The sequence below is a fragment of the Terrisporobacter mayombei genome (assembly GCF_020748465.1).
Taxonomy (GTDB): Bacteria; Bacillota; Clostridia; order Peptostreptococcales; family Peptostreptococcaceae; genus Terrisporobacter; species Terrisporobacter mayombei.
Genome location: NZ_JAHZMP010000002.1, coordinates 812717 through 828368 on the forward strand (window position 1 = coordinate 812717; position 15652 = coordinate 828368).

The 15652-nt window shown below is 27.6% G+C and carries 14 protein-coding genes; all 14 read right to left on the minus strand.

What is annotated here, in order from left to right; all coding sequences use genetic code 11:
* Nucleotides 1–185 precede the first annotated feature (185 nt).
* The 14 genes from dltC to K0039_RS10545 all read right to left on the minus strand — a co-directional run bounded on the left by dltC (nucleotide 186) and on the right by K0039_RS10545 (nucleotide 15628).
* Nucleotides 186–416 carry a D-alanine--poly(phosphoribitol) ligase subunit DltC gene (gene dltC / locus K0039_RS10480; RefSeq protein WP_228105001.1) on the minus strand — a complete coding sequence of 77 codons (231 nt, stop codon included), beginning with the start codon at nucleotides 414–416 and terminating at the stop codon, nucleotides 186–188.
* 18 nt (nucleotides 417–434) lie between these two features.
* Complete coding sequence (gene dltB, locus K0039_RS10485) at nucleotides 435–1583, minus strand: D-alanyl-lipoteichoic acid biosynthesis protein DltB (protein ID WP_228105002.1); 1149 nt, start codon at nucleotides 1581–1583, stop codon at nucleotides 435–437.
* Nucleotides 1583–3097: a D-alanine--poly(phosphoribitol) ligase subunit DltA gene (dltA, locus tag K0039_RS10490; RefSeq protein ID WP_228105003.1), complete on the minus strand. Its 1515-nt coding sequence runs from the start codon at nucleotides 3095–3097 to the stop codon at nucleotides 1583–1585. Before dltA ends, dltB begins: the two co-directional genes overlap by 1 nt.
* Nucleotides 3098–3114: 17 nt before the next feature.
* Nucleotides 3115–3255: a hypothetical protein gene (locus K0039_RS10495; RefSeq protein WP_018590837.1), complete on the minus strand. Its 141-nt coding sequence runs from the start codon at nucleotides 3253–3255 to the stop codon at nucleotides 3115–3117.
* A complete protein-coding gene (dltD, locus tag K0039_RS10500) occupies nucleotides 3221–4417 on the minus strand; it encodes a D-alanyl-lipoteichoic acid biosynthesis protein DltD (protein WP_228105004.1) in 1197 nt (398 codons plus the stop codon). The genes K0039_RS10495 and dltD overlap by 35 nt, the downstream gene beginning before the upstream one ends.
* A 332-nt stretch (nucleotides 4418–4749) precedes the next feature.
* Complete coding sequence (locus K0039_RS10505) at nucleotides 4750–5559, minus strand: nitroreductase family protein (protein ID WP_228105005.1); 810 nt, start codon at nucleotides 5557–5559, stop codon at nucleotides 4750–4752.
* Nucleotides 5560–5644: 85 nt separating this feature from the next.
* The gene (locus tag K0039_RS10510) at nucleotides 5645–6622 is read right to left on the minus strand and encodes a GIY-YIG nuclease family protein (RefSeq protein ID WP_228105006.1); all 978 of its coding nucleotides are present in this window, start codon (nucleotides 6620–6622) and stop codon (nucleotides 5645–5647) included.
* Nucleotides 6623–6660: 38 nt separating this feature from the next.
* The gene (locus K0039_RS10515; RefSeq protein WP_228105007.1) at nucleotides 6661–7176 is read right to left on the minus strand and encodes a nitroreductase family protein; all 516 of its coding nucleotides are present in this window, start codon (nucleotides 7174–7176) and stop codon (nucleotides 6661–6663) included.
* Nucleotides 7177–7228: 52 nt separating this feature from the next.
* Complete coding sequence (locus K0039_RS10520; RefSeq protein ID WP_228105008.1) at nucleotides 7229–7825, minus strand: HutD family protein; 597 nt, start codon at nucleotides 7823–7825, stop codon at nucleotides 7229–7231.
* A 66-nt stretch (nucleotides 7826–7891) separates the two neighbouring features.
* Nucleotides 7892–9589 (minus strand): molecular chaperone HscC, encoded by a 1698-nt coding sequence (locus K0039_RS10525; protein WP_228105009.1) that lies wholly within the window; start codon nucleotides 9587–9589, stop codon nucleotides 7892–7894.
* 11 nt (nucleotides 9590–9600) lie between these two features.
* Nucleotides 9601–12768 carry a tetratricopeptide repeat protein gene (locus tag K0039_RS10530; protein ID WP_228105010.1) on the minus strand — a complete coding sequence of 1056 codons (3168 nt, stop codon included), beginning with the start codon at nucleotides 12766–12768 and terminating at the stop codon, nucleotides 9601–9603.
* A 150-nt stretch (nucleotides 12769–12918) separates the two neighbouring features.
* Nucleotides 12919–13683 carry a phosphoenolpyruvate hydrolase family protein gene (locus K0039_RS10535; protein ID WP_334302533.1) on the minus strand — a complete coding sequence of 255 codons (765 nt, stop codon included), beginning with the start codon at nucleotides 13681–13683 and terminating at the stop codon, nucleotides 12919–12921.
* 112 nt (nucleotides 13684–13795) lie between these two features.
* Nucleotides 13796–14320, minus strand: coding sequence for a Tm-1-like ATP-binding domain-containing protein (locus K0039_RS10540; protein WP_228105011.1), 525 nt, complete (start codon nucleotides 14318–14320; stop codon nucleotides 13796–13798).
* An 87-nt stretch (nucleotides 14321–14407) separates the two neighbouring features.
* Nucleotides 14408–15628, minus strand: a complete 1221-nt coding sequence (locus K0039_RS10545) for a phosphoenolpyruvate hydrolase family protein (RefSeq protein ID WP_228105012.1) — start codon at nucleotides 15626–15628, stop codon at nucleotides 14408–14410.
* Between the last annotated feature and the right edge of the window lie 24 nt (nucleotides 15629–15652).

The window sequence follows — 15652 nt, forward strand, 5'->3', positions numbered from 1 at the left end:
TTAAAGAAAACACACTATATATAGTTATTAATATCATTTTTGATACTACATATAGTATATACACAATTTATCATTACTTTAAACTTTTTTATTAAAAATAAATGATAGAGATTTAAGAAGATTTTTCAAATAAATTTACAATTAAAAAAGGTGTATCAAATTTATTGATACACCTTCAAATAATATTATTTTCTGTTTTCTAAGAATTTAACTAAATTGTTTACTGTTGCCATGTCACTTCTTTCTAAGTCTGTTGGTTGAAGTGCTATTCCAAGTCTATCTTCTATCTCAACTAAAACTTCTATTATAGCTAATGAATCTAAAAGTTCTGCTTCAAATAAATTTAAATCTAAATCATCTCTTATTTCATCACATTCTAATACGTCTTCAAATATACTTATAACTGTTTCTTGCATAATCTATCCTCCTAAAATTTAAGCGAAATGTCCTGAGAAAATTAACAATCCAAAACATGCTATATGGAATGTTATAACTATTTGTACAATCTCAAACCATTTTTCTTTCTTGTGTTTTTTATAAAACTTTGATTTTTTCTGATATATGTCAGTACCTACAAGCACTAGACCTTGGTATAGTCCGTAAAGGATGTAATACCATGTAAGTCCATGCCAAACTCCCATAACACCCATTGTAATCATCTGAGATACATGAGATGCTGTAGCTCTTTTTTTGAATCTTTTATTTCTAATAAACCCAATAGTGAATCTAGAAAAAATATAATCACCAAACCATCTTGATAAACTTATATGCCATCTTGTCCAAAACTCTTTCATGTCCTTACTTATAAATGGTTTATTAAAGTTGTCTGGTGCGTGTATTCCAAAAATATAACTAGTACCTACTGCAAACAAACTATATCCTCCAAAGTCAAAGAATAAGTATAGGCTGTATGCATACATGTAGTTAATAACATTTACAAAACTTAATTCTGCTGGTATGTTGCTCATCCAAAGTATATTTATTAAAAATGCTATTACGAATTTGTATCCAACTCCCATAAATATTTTTTTAATTCCTGGGATTAAATATTCGTTTATATATTCTTCTCTTGGTATTTTTTTCTCCAACTCTTGCTCAAATCTTCTAGATCTGTCTATAGGACCAGAACTTAGTGTTGGGAAAAATAATACAAAATAAAGCATACTACTAATATTAACTTCCTTTATTGCTCCATCATAAATTTCGATTACCATTTGTATAGTTCTAAAGTTCAAATAAGATATTCCAATAAATCCTATAAGACCTAAAGATGTAAATGGTGAAATTTTATTGATTATTATTGGAAGCATGGAAGAAAATAAAAATAATCTATATATAAGCTTGCTATCTGTTTTCTTTCTTACATATTCATATCCTTTAACTACTATTACTTCCCATATTATAAATCCTATTAAATATGAAAGTCTAACATTTACGCCTACAATTAATATTATCATGAAAACTGTTGCTATCATACCATAATATTTTATATTTTTTTCTCTAAGTCCTAAAACTATTGCAGGTATTGCAGTTAATAGTAATATATAAAGATAAAAATAATCTCCATATTGTGAAAAAGTCATTAATTATCCTCCATAAGTTTCCTTCTATCTATTTTCCCATTTACATTTGTTGGAAAGTCTTCTATAATTTTTATAGTTCTTGGTACCATATATGAAGGAATATATTTATTTAACTCTTTCTTTATTGCTATACCCTTTTTCATATTGCTTAGTTCATTATCTTCTTTTAGCTGAACTATTCCTTTTAAGTAAGCAATTTTTTCATCTTTATACACAGGTATAACAATTGCATTTTTAATATTTTCAACTTTTCTTAAATTACTTTCAATATCTTCTATTTCTATTCTAAATCCATTTAGTTTTATTTGAAAATCTACTCTACCACAGTAATATATGTTTCCATTTAACATATATCCTTTGTCACCTGTTTTATACGCTCTCTGCTTAACATTATCTATTTCATCATAGAAAAATGATTCATTTGTTTTTTCTGCGTTGTTAAAATATCCTTTTGAAATAGAAGGTCCTATTATGATAATCTCACCTTTTTCTCCTTCTTTAACTTCATTTCCATTGTCATCTACTATTTTTATTTTGCAGTTTGGCATAGGATATCCAACAGGAAGACTTTTCTCATCATTTATTAATTCATAAGACATGTCATTTACACTAACACCAACTGTAGCTTCTGTTGGTCCATATCCATTTATAACTCTTGTATTTGGGAATCTATCCAGTAATTCCTTAGCTAAACTTTTAGGAAGAGTCTCTCCTATAAATATCATTGATTCAAGTTTAGATAACATATTACTATCAAAATCTTTTTCTGTTGCACAAACTCCTGCAAAAGATGGTGTAGAAACCCATACAGCCATATTTGATCTTTTTAATTGACTAAACAATTCTTTGTAATCAGCTAGTACTTTCTTTGATAAAGAGAATAAAGTTGCTCCGTGTACTAAAGCTGGATATATGGAAGTTACTGATAAATCAAAAGAATATGCTGCTTGATTCATTATTACTTTTTCGCTTCCATCAATTTTTAAATATGGGCTTATCCAATTTACAAAACTATCTAAGTTATTTGAACTTATTTGTACACCTTTTGGTTTTCCTGTACTTCCTGAAGTAAATAAGATATAGGCATTTTTGTCACCTTTTACCCAGTTTTCTTTTCCTATTGTTTTGTTTTCATATTTTTTTATTATTTCTTTTAGTTTATCTTCGTTTATTACATTTAAATCTCCAAAATTTGTTTCTTCACTAAAGTTAAATAATACCTTAGGTGAAACTTCATTTGTTATATCAAATACTCTGTCCATTGGTAAGCTTATATCTAGTGGAACATAGGCTCTTCCAGATTTTAAAGCTCCTATCATACATGGCATTATCATATTTTCCTTGTTTCCATATATAACTATAGGTGTATCTTCTTCTTTGTATATATCTTTTAAGTATAAAGCAATTGCCTCTGAATACTTTTCTAAATCATTGTACGTAAGTTTTTCATCATTGCATATTAATGCAATTCTATCTGTAGTTGAATATTTTTTTATTCCTTCTATAATTTTCATGCGAAATCTCCCTTTTATTAGAACTCATTATATATAAATGGTAAGTCTTTAAATGAAGTAAATGTGAATACTAATATAGCTGCCACTATTATTATTGTAAATGTAGCACTCATCATTAAGTACTTATTTTTGGTCAAATTCTTTATATAATTTCTCACAAACATCCACCCAACCTTTCGTTCCAAGATGCATTACATCTCGTAAGTAGTACTTTTCATTTTCTTTGTCTCTAAGGTCCATAACTTTAAAGCCTTTTGATTTTGCAATACTTTCTGCTTTATCATAAAACTCATGTCTTTCAGTTTGAGAAATACCAGTAACATTATAAAATTTATCCATGGCTGGTAACATTATAACTACAGGTTCTATTCCTAAATCTCTACAAACATCTAGCGTAAGTTGATAATCATCAAACTCTTTTGATTCAAGAAGATTTACATCTTTATATTTATTTTTTACTTTGTTTAAATTATCACCAAAGTTCTTTTTATAGTAGATTTTATCAATACTTAGATCGTTGTCTCCAACTCTTTTTTTAGCGTCTTCAATGGCTTGTTCTTTTTCCATTTTCCAATCTATAGGTTTTTTAGGTTCTGGTTTTTTATCTTTTTGTGATGATAAAACTACTAATTGTTTATATAAAGTACCTTTTTCTTTAAGCTTTACAGCAAACTTTCTAATTTCAAAATAAGGTTTTAAAAGTACTTTTTCTATATTTGAAACAAAAGAATCAGAAGTATATAAGCTAGCATATACAGCCTCTGATTTGTATTCATCTGCATCTGCTAGTAATTCACTTGATCTAGTAGCAAATTTATTTTTATTTTCCTGTGAAATTTCTGGATTACTTAAAAACTCATAAAATTGAGTTGGTGAAAATCTAGTTTGGTAATGATGGGGAGTAACTCCGTTTTTATCCATAAACCACTGCATAGAAATTAACAAAACAACTTTCTTGTCTTTTACTTCTGGATTAAAACTTCCTAATGATGCAGCATCCTGTAAACTTTGAGTATAGGCTCTTCCTATTGGCGCTACACCATTTTTACTTCTGTTAGTGTTAAAATAGTAAGTTGGATGTTGCTTCGTTGAATGGCTTAATTCTGATGAACCTAACATCATAATATTATTTTTTTCTATAAAATGATTATTAGCAATTGTTCCTTTATCTTTTACATCACTTAATGCATCATTCATTATGGGCATTAAATCTTTTTCTTTAAGCATATAATCTATTTCCTTATCAAGGAATTTATTTAATCCACACAAAAATATACCACCAATCATTAATGGTATAATAAAATAACTTAATTTCTTCATATTTAATCTTTAATCTCCTCTAAAAAATTGCTAAAAAACCTGCGATTCGTCCCCAATTATTATATCTTATTTCAACTTTTAATATAACTAAGTGTAAATATCTTGTCAATGAAATGGGGATGATTTTCATATTACATTTTCGTAATAATATTAATAAAACTTTTTTGTAACCATTGTAATTACTACATTTCACTGTGTTTTCCACAGGTTTCAATTTCCTTATAAAAAATTTTAAATATTTACTTTTTTAACACAACTTACTTACAAAAAAAGAGCGAATATCTTCATATATTCACTCTTTTTTCCTTATTATATTTAATATATTTTATAAACTATATACAACAATATCCTACTATTTTATAGTCTGCTGGTATTTTATAATCCTTATTTAAACTTCCCACATACCATTTTAAGTCAAACATTGTTGTATCTATTATTAAACTAAAATAAAGCATTGCTATTCCTGTATCTATACTACCTTCATAGTCACTACTAAAATCATCTGTTTTAACTGCTAATATAACTTTTCCACCGTCAATAATAAATCTCCATGGTTGTCTATTAAGACTTGATGGTGCCATTCTAGCATAAGAAAATGCATCTAGTAGATATCTTTCTTCTAATTCAGTAACATTCGCATTATTTCCCCACTCATCCATGAATACGATTTCTTCAACACCTAATCTGTCTGAAGTACTTTTATGTTTACTATTTCTATCATCTTCGTATCCTAAAGCAATTATAGCTGTAACTTCTTTATCACTTGAAATATTTAGTCTTTCTTTTATTGATTTGCTATCTTTAAAAGTTATCCAACAAGAATCTATTCCTAAATCTTCAGCTTTTAATATTAGTCTTTCTCCAATATATCCGCTATTTTCTATATAGCCTTCTTTCACATCTGAAAGTATTATAATGTAGTTTGGTGCTTGTATTAAAAATCCGTTATATCCTGCCAATTCGTTTATCTTTTCATAACAATCTTTAAAGTCATACATTCTCATTTCAACTTCAATCTCAGGAAGTAATTTTTTAGAACTTTCTATATAGTTTTCTATTTCACTGAAGTGTTTTGTATCTATACTTGTGTCCTTGAAGTCTCTTACTGATTTTCTATTTAATATAAGCTTTTTGTAATCCATAATATGTTCCCCCATCTTAAAATTATTATTTGTTATATATATACCCAACTTATACCATATCTAATTATTTATTATATAATAATACTTAAATTTGTATATAATCAATTTTTTCACTTTTGTGAATGTAAGAATAAATAATATTAATATAATCGATATAAGATTTGTCATATACTACTTTATTATTTTTATTTAATTTAAATTTTTCAATTCTTTGTATTATTTCACTTTTCTTTTTTTCGTCAAACTCTTCTTTATTAATAATCTGTGAATACTCCACTTTTACATTATTAATAAAGTACAACTTGTAATTATTTTCATTCATTTTCATCCAAAGTACAAATTTACAGTTATTTTTAAACAAATCAAAAGTATTTTGTTTTTGACTTATACTTTTAAGTAACTCAATGTTACTTTTTATTTCCATGGCTTTTTCAAAGTTTAATAAGGATGATTGAGTTATCATTTCATTTTCCAACTCTTTTATAAAATCATCTTTGCCTTCAAAAGTGTTCACTAAAATTTTGTAAATTTCTTCATATTTTTCCTTTGTATTTACTCTACAAGGACCTACACATTTTTCAATATTATATCTAATACACTTTGTCTTTGTGTTGCATGTTGGTAGTTTAAAATAATCTAATAAAAAATCTCTTAGTGTAAATAGTCTTTTATTCATGGAAAATGGTCCAAAGTAAGTACAATCCTCATCTTTTTCATCAACAATATCAATCAAATTTAGATTATTAGTATTTAGCTTTATGTATTTATATTTTTCATAGTTGTTCATTAAAGTGTTGTACATAGGCCTTATGTTATGGATATAGTCACATTCCAATAAAAGAGCATCCAACTCTGTATCTGTAGTAATATAATCTATATCATTTATGGATTTTACCATTCTCTCAATTTTTCTAGATCTATTGAGATTTTCTCTAAAATAACTTTTTACACGACTTTTTAAATTTATTGATTTTCCCACATAAATTATATTGTTATAAGCATCTTTCATTATGTAAATACCAGGGCATTCAGGCATTTTCTCTATTTTGTCTTTTAAATTCATTAGTCTTTTCCTCTTGATATTTAGTTTATATTTTCAAATTAAAATTTTTCATAATGAACTTTATCAAGATTCAGATGACTATCATCATAAGGTTTCTTTTCTTCGTCCTTATGTCCAATAGCTACAAGGGATAAAACTCCGTATTTCCCCGGAATATTAAGAACCTCTCTAACAGCTTCTTCAGAATCTTTTTCTAGAGATTCTCTTTTTCTCATTTGAATCCAAGTAGACCCTAGTCCTAATTTTTCAACTTCTAGCTGAATTAAAATAGAAACTATAGAAGCATCTTCAACCCAAACATCGCTTAATTCACTATCAGCTATAATAGCAATAACAAGAGGTGCAGTTTTTAACGGTAAAGTACCATGTTTTTTGCAAGTTTCTAGTTGTAAAATTGTCTTTTTATCTTCTGCAACTATCATCTCCACTGGATTTTTACCCATAGATGAAGGTGCAAATAAGCCAGCCTTTAGTATTTTATTTAAATCTTCTTTTGATACTTTCTCATCTGTGAACTTTCTTATACTTCTTCTATTTTTTAATATTTCCAACATAAATTTCCCTCCATAACCTAATAATTTTTATTTCTATTATATATAGTAAGTTTTAATAGTTTACTTTTGTTCTTATTATATGTGAATTAAATGTGTCATTATTTTTAAGGTTAATATTTAATTTATCACTATTTTTAATTATAGCTACATCACCATTTTCCAACAATTCACATTCATTGTCTATACTTATATTTATTTTCCCATTTACAATATAAAAAACTTCTGCCCAATTTTCGTATTTATCATTATTGTCATTATCAATAGTTATTTCATTTTCCAAATTTATATGTTCTATTATACCATCAGTATTTTTATTTAACATTAAGTTAAAATCAGTTACTTTTCCATAGCTTTTAGTGTTCCAATCTCCATAAAAAGTGTCTTGGTCAAACTTTTCAAGAGTAATCTCATGGTGATTTTCATGTACTAATTCAAGCTTTCCATCTAATATCATAATTTTTCTTTTTATATTTGGTAGTTTAGTAAAAGTAGACTCTTCTAAATCGACTTTAGCTGAACTGATTCTAAATTTAAAATTTCTATTTTCATAAAGTTCATTTTCTGGATAAATATAAAGCTGAGTAGTTGTTCCCCCTGACCACTCACTTGTTGAAAGTTCCTCTTTTTTTATAACTTTAATATGACTCATAATATTCCCCCTTTTATCTAGTGAATAATATACTTTACATTAAATAAGTTAACTTTTCAATTATCATTAATATAGTTGTTCAAATTCTATATTATTTAGTAAATCATTTAATTTTTCTCTTTCATTTTCAATGTGAATTTTGTCTTGTTTATCAAGAATATTTCCAAATTCTATTAATGCTGAGTTAATTATTTGCCTATATTCACCTGTACTTTCTTCGTACATTCTTTCTCCCCTAGAAAGTACTTCTTTATTTTTTTCATTTTCCCTAGGATGAATTTTTAAATAGCTTAATTCTTCAAATCTTGCATTAGCCTCTTCTTCGCTAATTTTATCCTCTTGTTTTTGAATTATAACTCTTTTCTTTTCTCCACTAGAGTTTACTTTTACTATTACTTCTAGAAGAGAGTTTATGTCATAAGTATAGGTCACATCTATAGATTCTTCACCTACTTTTCTTCTAGGTACATTTACAGTTATTTGTCCAAGTTTTAGGTTATTTTTTACTAATCTACTTTCTCCTTGAATTATTTCCACCACAACTTTGCTTTGGTTGTCATGTGCAGTGTAAAAAGTTTCTGTTCTACTTACAGGAATAGTTGTATTTCTTTCAATAATTGGACAGAAATATGTTTCATTGTATCTATTATTTGATGAGTCAATTACAACTTCTGTTCCAAGGGAAAATGGGCATACATCTGTAAGTATTACTTCTTTTATGGATTTATTTCTTTCTTTCATAGCACCTTGCAAAGCTGCTCCCATGGCTACAGCTTCATCTGGATTTATGCTTGTATTAGGTAATCTGCCGAATATTTTACCTACAAATTTTCTTATAGTAGGAAGCTGTGTTGCGCCTCCTATTAATATTATTTCATCTATTTGATTTAATTTTATTTTTGCATCTTTTAAACTTTTTTCTATAGGTTTTTTAAGCTTTGATAAAATAAGCTCACAAGACTTTTCATAGTCGTCCATATTTATATTTGTTTCATAGATTTCACCTTCTACGTTGCATCTTATTTGAACAACCTTACTAGAGCTAAATTCCACCTTACATTTCTCACATTGCTTTTTTATATGAGATATACTTTTTTTACTTAAATCTTCTTCTTTTAATTTAACTTGGTCTAAAAACATTCTATAAAGTATATCTGTAAAATCTTCTCCACCTATGAAATTGTCTCCAGCTACTGCTCTTACTTCCATTATACTGCCGTACATCTCAAGGATGGATATATCAAATGTTCCCCCACCTAAATCAAATACTAGAAATCTAGTATTGTCGTCTCTTTTGTCTATTCCATAGGCAATTGCTGCTGCAGTAGGCTCACTTATGATTCTCTCCACCTTTAAACCTGCAAGCTCTCCTGCTTTTTTTGTTGCTTTTCTTTGTTCATCATTAAAATAAGCAGGAACACTTATAATAGCTTCTTCTACACTTTCTCCTAAGTAAAATTCAACATCTTCTTTTATATATTTTAGAACAAAAGAAGATAATTCTTCTGCTTTAAATTTCTTATCTCCTAGTATAAATTCTTTATTTGTACCCATACTTCTTTTAAAAACATCTACACTCAAGTGAGGATATAGTATTTTTCTTTCTTTTGCTATCTTCCCCACATATATATTATTATCTTCGTCTAAACTTACAACAGAAGGAGTTAAACTGTCTCCAAGTCTATTTGGTATTATTTTTATTTCTCCTTCATTGAAATAACAAGCTAAACTATTTGTTGTTCCCAAATCTATTCCTATTATCATTTTCTCACCTCTTAGCAGCCTAGTATTTCTCCAAAGCCAATTATATCCACATCTGATTGATCTATTTTTCTTCCTTCTTCTAAATATTCTCTAGCTTTATCCATATTTTCTCTTAAAATCTCCAAGTGAATAAGCTCTACTATTGCATCTATACACTTACATCTTTCGCAATGCAAACATTTAGGTGCTTCCAATGCTTTTTTTAAATATTCTTCAGCTTTTTCATATTCTCTACAAATTGCATAAGCGCCTCCTGCATACTTATACATAAGAGGAATTAAGCCTTTTTTACTTTCCAGATCCTTTGGTAGTAATCTTAATACCTTTTTGGCGTATTTAATGGCTTCATCTTCATATCCTAATCTTGAACATATTCTACCGGCAATTATGAAATTATTCTTGTTAGGTTCTTCCCCTAAATTATTATCAATTTCTATGGATTTTTCAATACAAGATAATGCCTTTTTTAAATTATTTGTATAATAGTAAAATCCACCTTTATCCATATTTATTTCGCTATCATCAGAGAGTATTAGTGAAAAGTATTTTTTTACCTCTGATAGTCTATTGCTTTGCCAAAGCATCATGGCAATTTTATGTCTATACTCTACACTAAACTTAGATAAATTCATTTCTTTTAGATATCTTTTTAAATATTCTTCACCCTTTTTTAACTGTGCAATTTGCATATATAGGACGTATGTTTCATATAAATTATCTTCGTTTTTGCTTATTTCATAATCTTCTTCATAACATTTAACAGCTTCTTGGTACATTCCAAGTCTTCTATACATTGTTGCTATTCTGAAATTTAAATATCTAAGTTCCTTTGTTTCATTTCTGTCTTCTATAGATTTTGCTTTTAAATAATATTTTAATGCTTCTTCAGGTTTATCTAGCACATTGTAATATATTCCTAAGTCATCATAAACTCTTGGATTTTTTGGCATGACCATTTCCAAATAAGTTAAATCTTCATATACACTGTCGAAATTATATAAGTCCATATTTAAGGTTATTCTATCAAAATAGTCTTCATCATCATATTCCAATTCTATTTGTTTAGTATAATACTCTAAAGCCTTGTTAAAATCTCCTCTTAGTCTATAAATATCACCTAATTTAGTGTTTGAATATGAATTTCCTTCATCTATAATATGTAACTCTTCATATATCTTTTGTGCTTCATCCAATTTATCTACTTCTATTAGATACCAGCCTTTATAATACATTAGCTCCATATTTTTGCTATCACATTCAAGTCCCTTATTTGCCAACCTTATTATGTCTTCTGGGTTTTTTTCTTTGTAAGTGCATTTTATATAATATAAATAAACTTCTTCCTCAAACTCCATAACTGTATCTTCATTTGACTCAATTTTTTCTATTATACCTTCAAAAATTTCTTTGGCACTTCCTATATCATCTTTACAATATGCTATAAGTCCTTTTATAAAATTTATACTCTCAGATTCTACTTCTTCTTTTTCTAGAAAGTCTAATATTTCTATTGCATCATCTATTTCTTCCACTTCTATTAATATTCTTGCTTTATGAACATAAGGGAAAATTTGATATTTATACATTTCTAACATTTCTTCACATACTTCAAAGGATCTTGAAAAATCACCCATATCGTATAATGCTTTTGCTTTTATCCTTTGTATTACTTGATTTTCAGGATTTAATTTTATTATTTCATTACTAAAATCTACAACTTCTTTAAGCTTTCTTTGCTTATAAAGTATTCTTGTTTTCCACTCTAAATTATTTATATCAGTAGGAAGAATTTCTAAAGACTTATTTATATATTTCAATGCTTCATCCATTTCTTTTTGATTTATATAAATAAGTGACTTTGATTTATAAACTCGACTTAAACATTTATATCTTCTATTTAAATCTGTAATTTCTATCTCTTCATTATTTTCTATGGATTTCTCCCATTTTTCTAGATAGTTAAAACTTTTAAGATTCTTATCCAAATTACTGTGAACTTTTGTCATCAATGCATAATACCCACATCCTATGGATTTATCTACTTCTATGGAATTTAATAATTTTAATGCATTATCAAAATAATTATTTTCATTATAAGCCCATGCTATTTCAATTATTTCACTTTTATTGTAATTTTTACTTGGATTTTCTTCGTATGTACTTATTATTTTTTCGTTTATATTGTCTAAAATATCAATTATGTAATAATCTGAGTATCCTTTATAGGATAAACCATATATTAAGGCTTTTGCATCTAATAGTCTATCTTCACTTTGATAAATAGAAGTTAATCCTTCTATTGCTATAGAGTTTCTAGGATCCTTGTTTAAAACTTCATAAAGATATTCCTTTGCTTCATCAAGCTTTTCTTGTTTTGTAAGTATCATTGCTTTAATTATCTTGGTTTCTACTACTTCCTCGTATTTTGGATCTATGTTTTCAATAAATTCCAAGGCTTTGTCATATTCTTTCATAGAATAGTAAATTTGAGCTTTTTTCTTATCAAGTTCTGGATGATAAATATTTAGATCATCTATTTTTTTAATTAATTCTATGGCTTTGTCATGTTCATTTTCCATATAAAAATCATTTAATTCATAAACCATACTTAAAAATTCATCATAATTTAATTCTTCATTTATATCAAATAAGGAATATAAAGGATATTCATCATCAGTTATTCTATAAACAATTACATTATCTATAAAAGGTCTTGGGTAGTTTTCATATAATTCATCTAAATTCCCCATAAAATCAAACTCTTCATTTAAAAACCTCATAATTTTGCCTGATACATAGTAATTATCCATAAGAAATTCTAAAATAGCGTCTCTAGATTCTATTTTACTATCTAATCCTTGGCATACATCATCATTTAAAAGCTGTGACCATTTATCAAGATCATTTCTTGTTTTAAAATTGTTGTACACTAATTGTACCTTTTCCATCCATAAATCTATTTCACTTTTATCTTTATTTAAATTATCGTTTTCATCTGAATTATTAGTTTCATCTCGTGAATCTGCATACTCTAAAGCTTTCTCATAAGACTCTCTTAACTGCATAAATTCTTCTGGTTTGTCCTCTGGATTTGTATTTTGTAATTTTGATAAATAAGCTCTTTTTATAATATCTTTATCTTTTGTTATGTTTACATTTAATATTTTGAATATATCCATAATTTCCCCTCACATATTATACTTTATTGTCTTTTGAAAAATATTATAGCATATAAAACGTTTTCTTGCTGTTAATTACAATTATTACAAAATAAAAAATACTGAAATATAATTTTATATTTCAGTATGAATGAGTAAAGCTGTAAAGTTTTATTTTTTCTTTATAGCTTTAAATGATGATATGTTCTCCTTAATGGCTTTTTCTGTTTCAACTGTTTCTAGAGAGGAAGTTATAAAGAAACCATCTATGTTTTCAACTTTTTCTATTATATATGCAACATCTTCTGGTTCTATTATAGGACCTCCATGGCAAATAACCATTATATCTGGATTAACTTCTTTCCCCGCTTTAATTATATCTTCTATTTTTTCAACACACTCCTCTAAAGTAAGAGTTGTTTTTACCCCTATTGTTCCTTTTGTAGTTAATCCCATATGCGCAATCAATATGTCTGCTCCTGCCTCTGCCATTTTCTTTGCTTGCTGTGGATCAAATACAAAAGGAGTAGTCAGCATGTCTAGGTTATGGGCTTTATTTATCATTTCAACTTCTAAGTCGTAACCCATCCCTGTTTCTTCTAAGCTTTGTCTAAAAACACCATCTATTAATCCTACTGTTGGGAAGTTTTGTACTCCACTAAATCCTTGCTCTTTTAATTGTTTTAAAAATATGTCCATTAGTCTAAACGGATCTGTGCCACAAACACTAGCTAGAACAGGCGTGTTTTGTACAACTGGTAGTATTTCTGCTCCCATCTCTACTACAATTTGGTTTGCATCTCCATAGGATATTAATCCTGCCAGTTGTCCACGCCCTGCCATTCTATACCTACATGAGCTATAGATAATAAGCATGTCTGCGCCCCCGGCTTCACTACTTTTAGCTGTAATGCCTGTCCCAGCCCCAACTCCCACTAGTATTTTCCCTTGATTACACCTTCATTAAATTTGTTAATAATTTCTTTTCTTGTCATCTTATTCATTGAATTTTCCTCCAGTTAGTTCTCAAATTTTTATATATAAATTATTAATTATTCTCAAATTTAACCATTTCTGCAATTGTAAAAACTGCAATTTTTGTAGAAGTAAAATTGGATTTGTCTACATCCACAATGGTTGGCATCATAATAAGGTCATTTTTCCCCACGTATTGTGATGTGTTTTCAGATGAAACTCTTGATATCATAAGCTTTGGTACATCAATAGGTAATGCCTTCATTGCAGGTGTTATTAATGAAGTCTTTTTAGAACCTGCAAAAAAAATAATTCCATTAAATTTCCCTTGCTCATAAAGTTTAGGTATTAAATTTTCCATTCCCTTTGATAAAACCTCTGATGTCAATTCTATGTCTTTTTTTTGAGCAAGAACTTTTATATCTCCCCCTGCTGCTTGTACTACTTCTTCTCTGGAAATATCTGGTTTGAAAGTTGATTTAGATACACCTGTATGTATTATATAAGTATTTAGCTCTAAACTTTCAATTAGATCTTTGGCATATAAATATTCCGTACTCTTAGTATCAAAGGAACCTGCAATTGCAACGGTTTTCATCTATAATTCTCCCCTTCTGATTCATTTTGTCAAATTAATATAAATTATGTAATTTTTGGTACCAAAATTAACCTTATATTTATACTATTATTTTTCATTTTCTAAGTAAATGTTTTTATGTTCTAACTTTTTGTGTTTATGTTTTATTGGGGAGTATCCTTTATACTTTTTGAACATTTTGCTAAACTGAGAATAATCATTATAACCGACTAATGTAGCTACAGTTGATAAAGGTATATCTTTTTTATTTAGTATATCAACTGCTTTGTTTATCCTAAATTTTACTAAATATTCTGTGAAACTACAACCAACTTCTTTTTTAAATAAACTACTTAAATAACTTCTAGATACATGAACTGATTTAGCTAAATCTGCAAATGATATGTCATTCATATAATTTTTAGCAACATATTCTTTTACATACTCAACATAATCACAGTTATTTGTAATTTTATCTAGCTTTTTAGTTATTAAATCATCTTCATCCACATTTGAAGATACTTTGAAAGTTTTTATAGTTTTTGTAATAGCTTTTTCTAATGGTATTTTATCAAAAGGAGAACCACCAATATATCCCATTAAATTTTCATTACTGTACATATATTGAATATCTAGTGGAGTTTTAATAGGTCCACCATAAATTAATTTAATTACATAAGGGTTTATCTCATTACATTTATTAAATATTTTTTCCATTTTAAGTTTTACATATTCCAGTGAAAACTTTTTTTTCTCTCCTAACAACTCGTCTTCTGTCAATCCCAGATGTACACATATAGCATCAGCTCCAGCTTCAATCATTTGCTTAGCTTGTATTTCATCAAACACAAATGCTATAGTAAATAAACCTTTATTATTGGCCTTTTTAATTAATTCAACTTCTGATAAATAACTGCATCCTGATTCTTCAAGAGCTTCTCTAAATTTACCATCAATAAGTCCAATTGAGGGGTAATTATTAACACCAGAAAAACCATTTTCAATTATTTTATCTAAATAAGCATCCATATTTTTAGTAGGATCCGTTGCATTTACTCCAAAAATGACAGGTATGTCTTTGACTAAGGGTATTATTTCTTTTGATCCAAATTCCATAACCAAATCATTACTATTACAATAGGGTAGAAAACTTGCCAATACTCCTCTTCCCATTTGCCGAAACCTTGCTGAACTAAGAGTTAAAAGGAAATCTGCCCCAGCATTTTGTGAGTACTTTGCTGTTATACCACATCCTGTTGTCACACCAACAATATGGTTTCCTTTATTTATTTGTAACATAAGCTTTTCCAGTATTTCTTTTCTCTTCATAAGTTTTCCCCTTATATATCTTTA

Excerpts from the sequence above, each read along its gene's own strand:
- dltC (WP_228105001.1), bottom strand. The coding sequence starts at position 416 with ATGCAAGAAACAGTTATAAGTATATTTGAAGACGTATTAGAATGTGAT.
- dltB (WP_228105002.1), bottom strand. The coding sequence starts at position 1,583 with ATGACTTTTTCACAATATGGAGATTATTTTTATCTTTATATATTACTA.
- dltA (WP_228105003.1), bottom strand. The coding sequence starts at position 3,097 with ATGAAAATTATAGAAGGAATAAAAAAATATTCAACTACAGATAGAATT.
- dltD (WP_228105004.1), bottom strand. The coding sequence starts at position 4,417 with ATGAAGAAATTAAGTTATTTTATTATACCATTAATGATTGGTGGTATA.
- K0039_RS10505 (WP_228105005.1), bottom strand. The coding sequence starts at position 5,559 with ATGGATTACAAAAAGCTTATATTAAATAGAAAATCAGTAAGAGACTTC.
- K0039_RS10510 (WP_228105006.1), bottom strand. The coding sequence starts at position 6,622 with ATGAATTTAAAAGACAAAATAGAGAAAATGCCTGAATGCCCTGGTATT.
- K0039_RS10515 (WP_228105007.1), bottom strand. The coding sequence starts at position 7,176 with ATGTTGGAAATATTAAAAAATAGAAGAAGTATAAGAAAGTTCACAGAT.
- K0039_RS10520 (WP_228105008.1), bottom strand. The coding sequence starts at position 7,825 with ATGAGTCATATTAAAGTTATAAAAAAAGAGGAACTTTCAACAAGTGAG.
- K0039_RS10525 (WP_228105009.1), bottom strand. The coding sequence starts at position 9,589 with ATGATAATAGGAATAGATTTGGGAACAACAAATAGTTTAGCTTGTTAT.
- K0039_RS10530 (WP_228105010.1), bottom strand. The coding sequence starts at position 12,768 with ATGGATATATTCAAAATATTAAATGTAAACATAACAAAAGATAAAGAT.
- K0039_RS10540 (WP_228105011.1), bottom strand. The coding sequence starts at position 14,320 with ATGAAAACCGTTGCAATTGCAGGTTCCTTTGATACTAAGAGTACGGAA.
- K0039_RS10545 (WP_228105012.1), bottom strand. The coding sequence starts at position 15,628 with ATGAAGAGAAAAGAAATACTGGAAAAGCTTATGTTACAAATAAATAAA.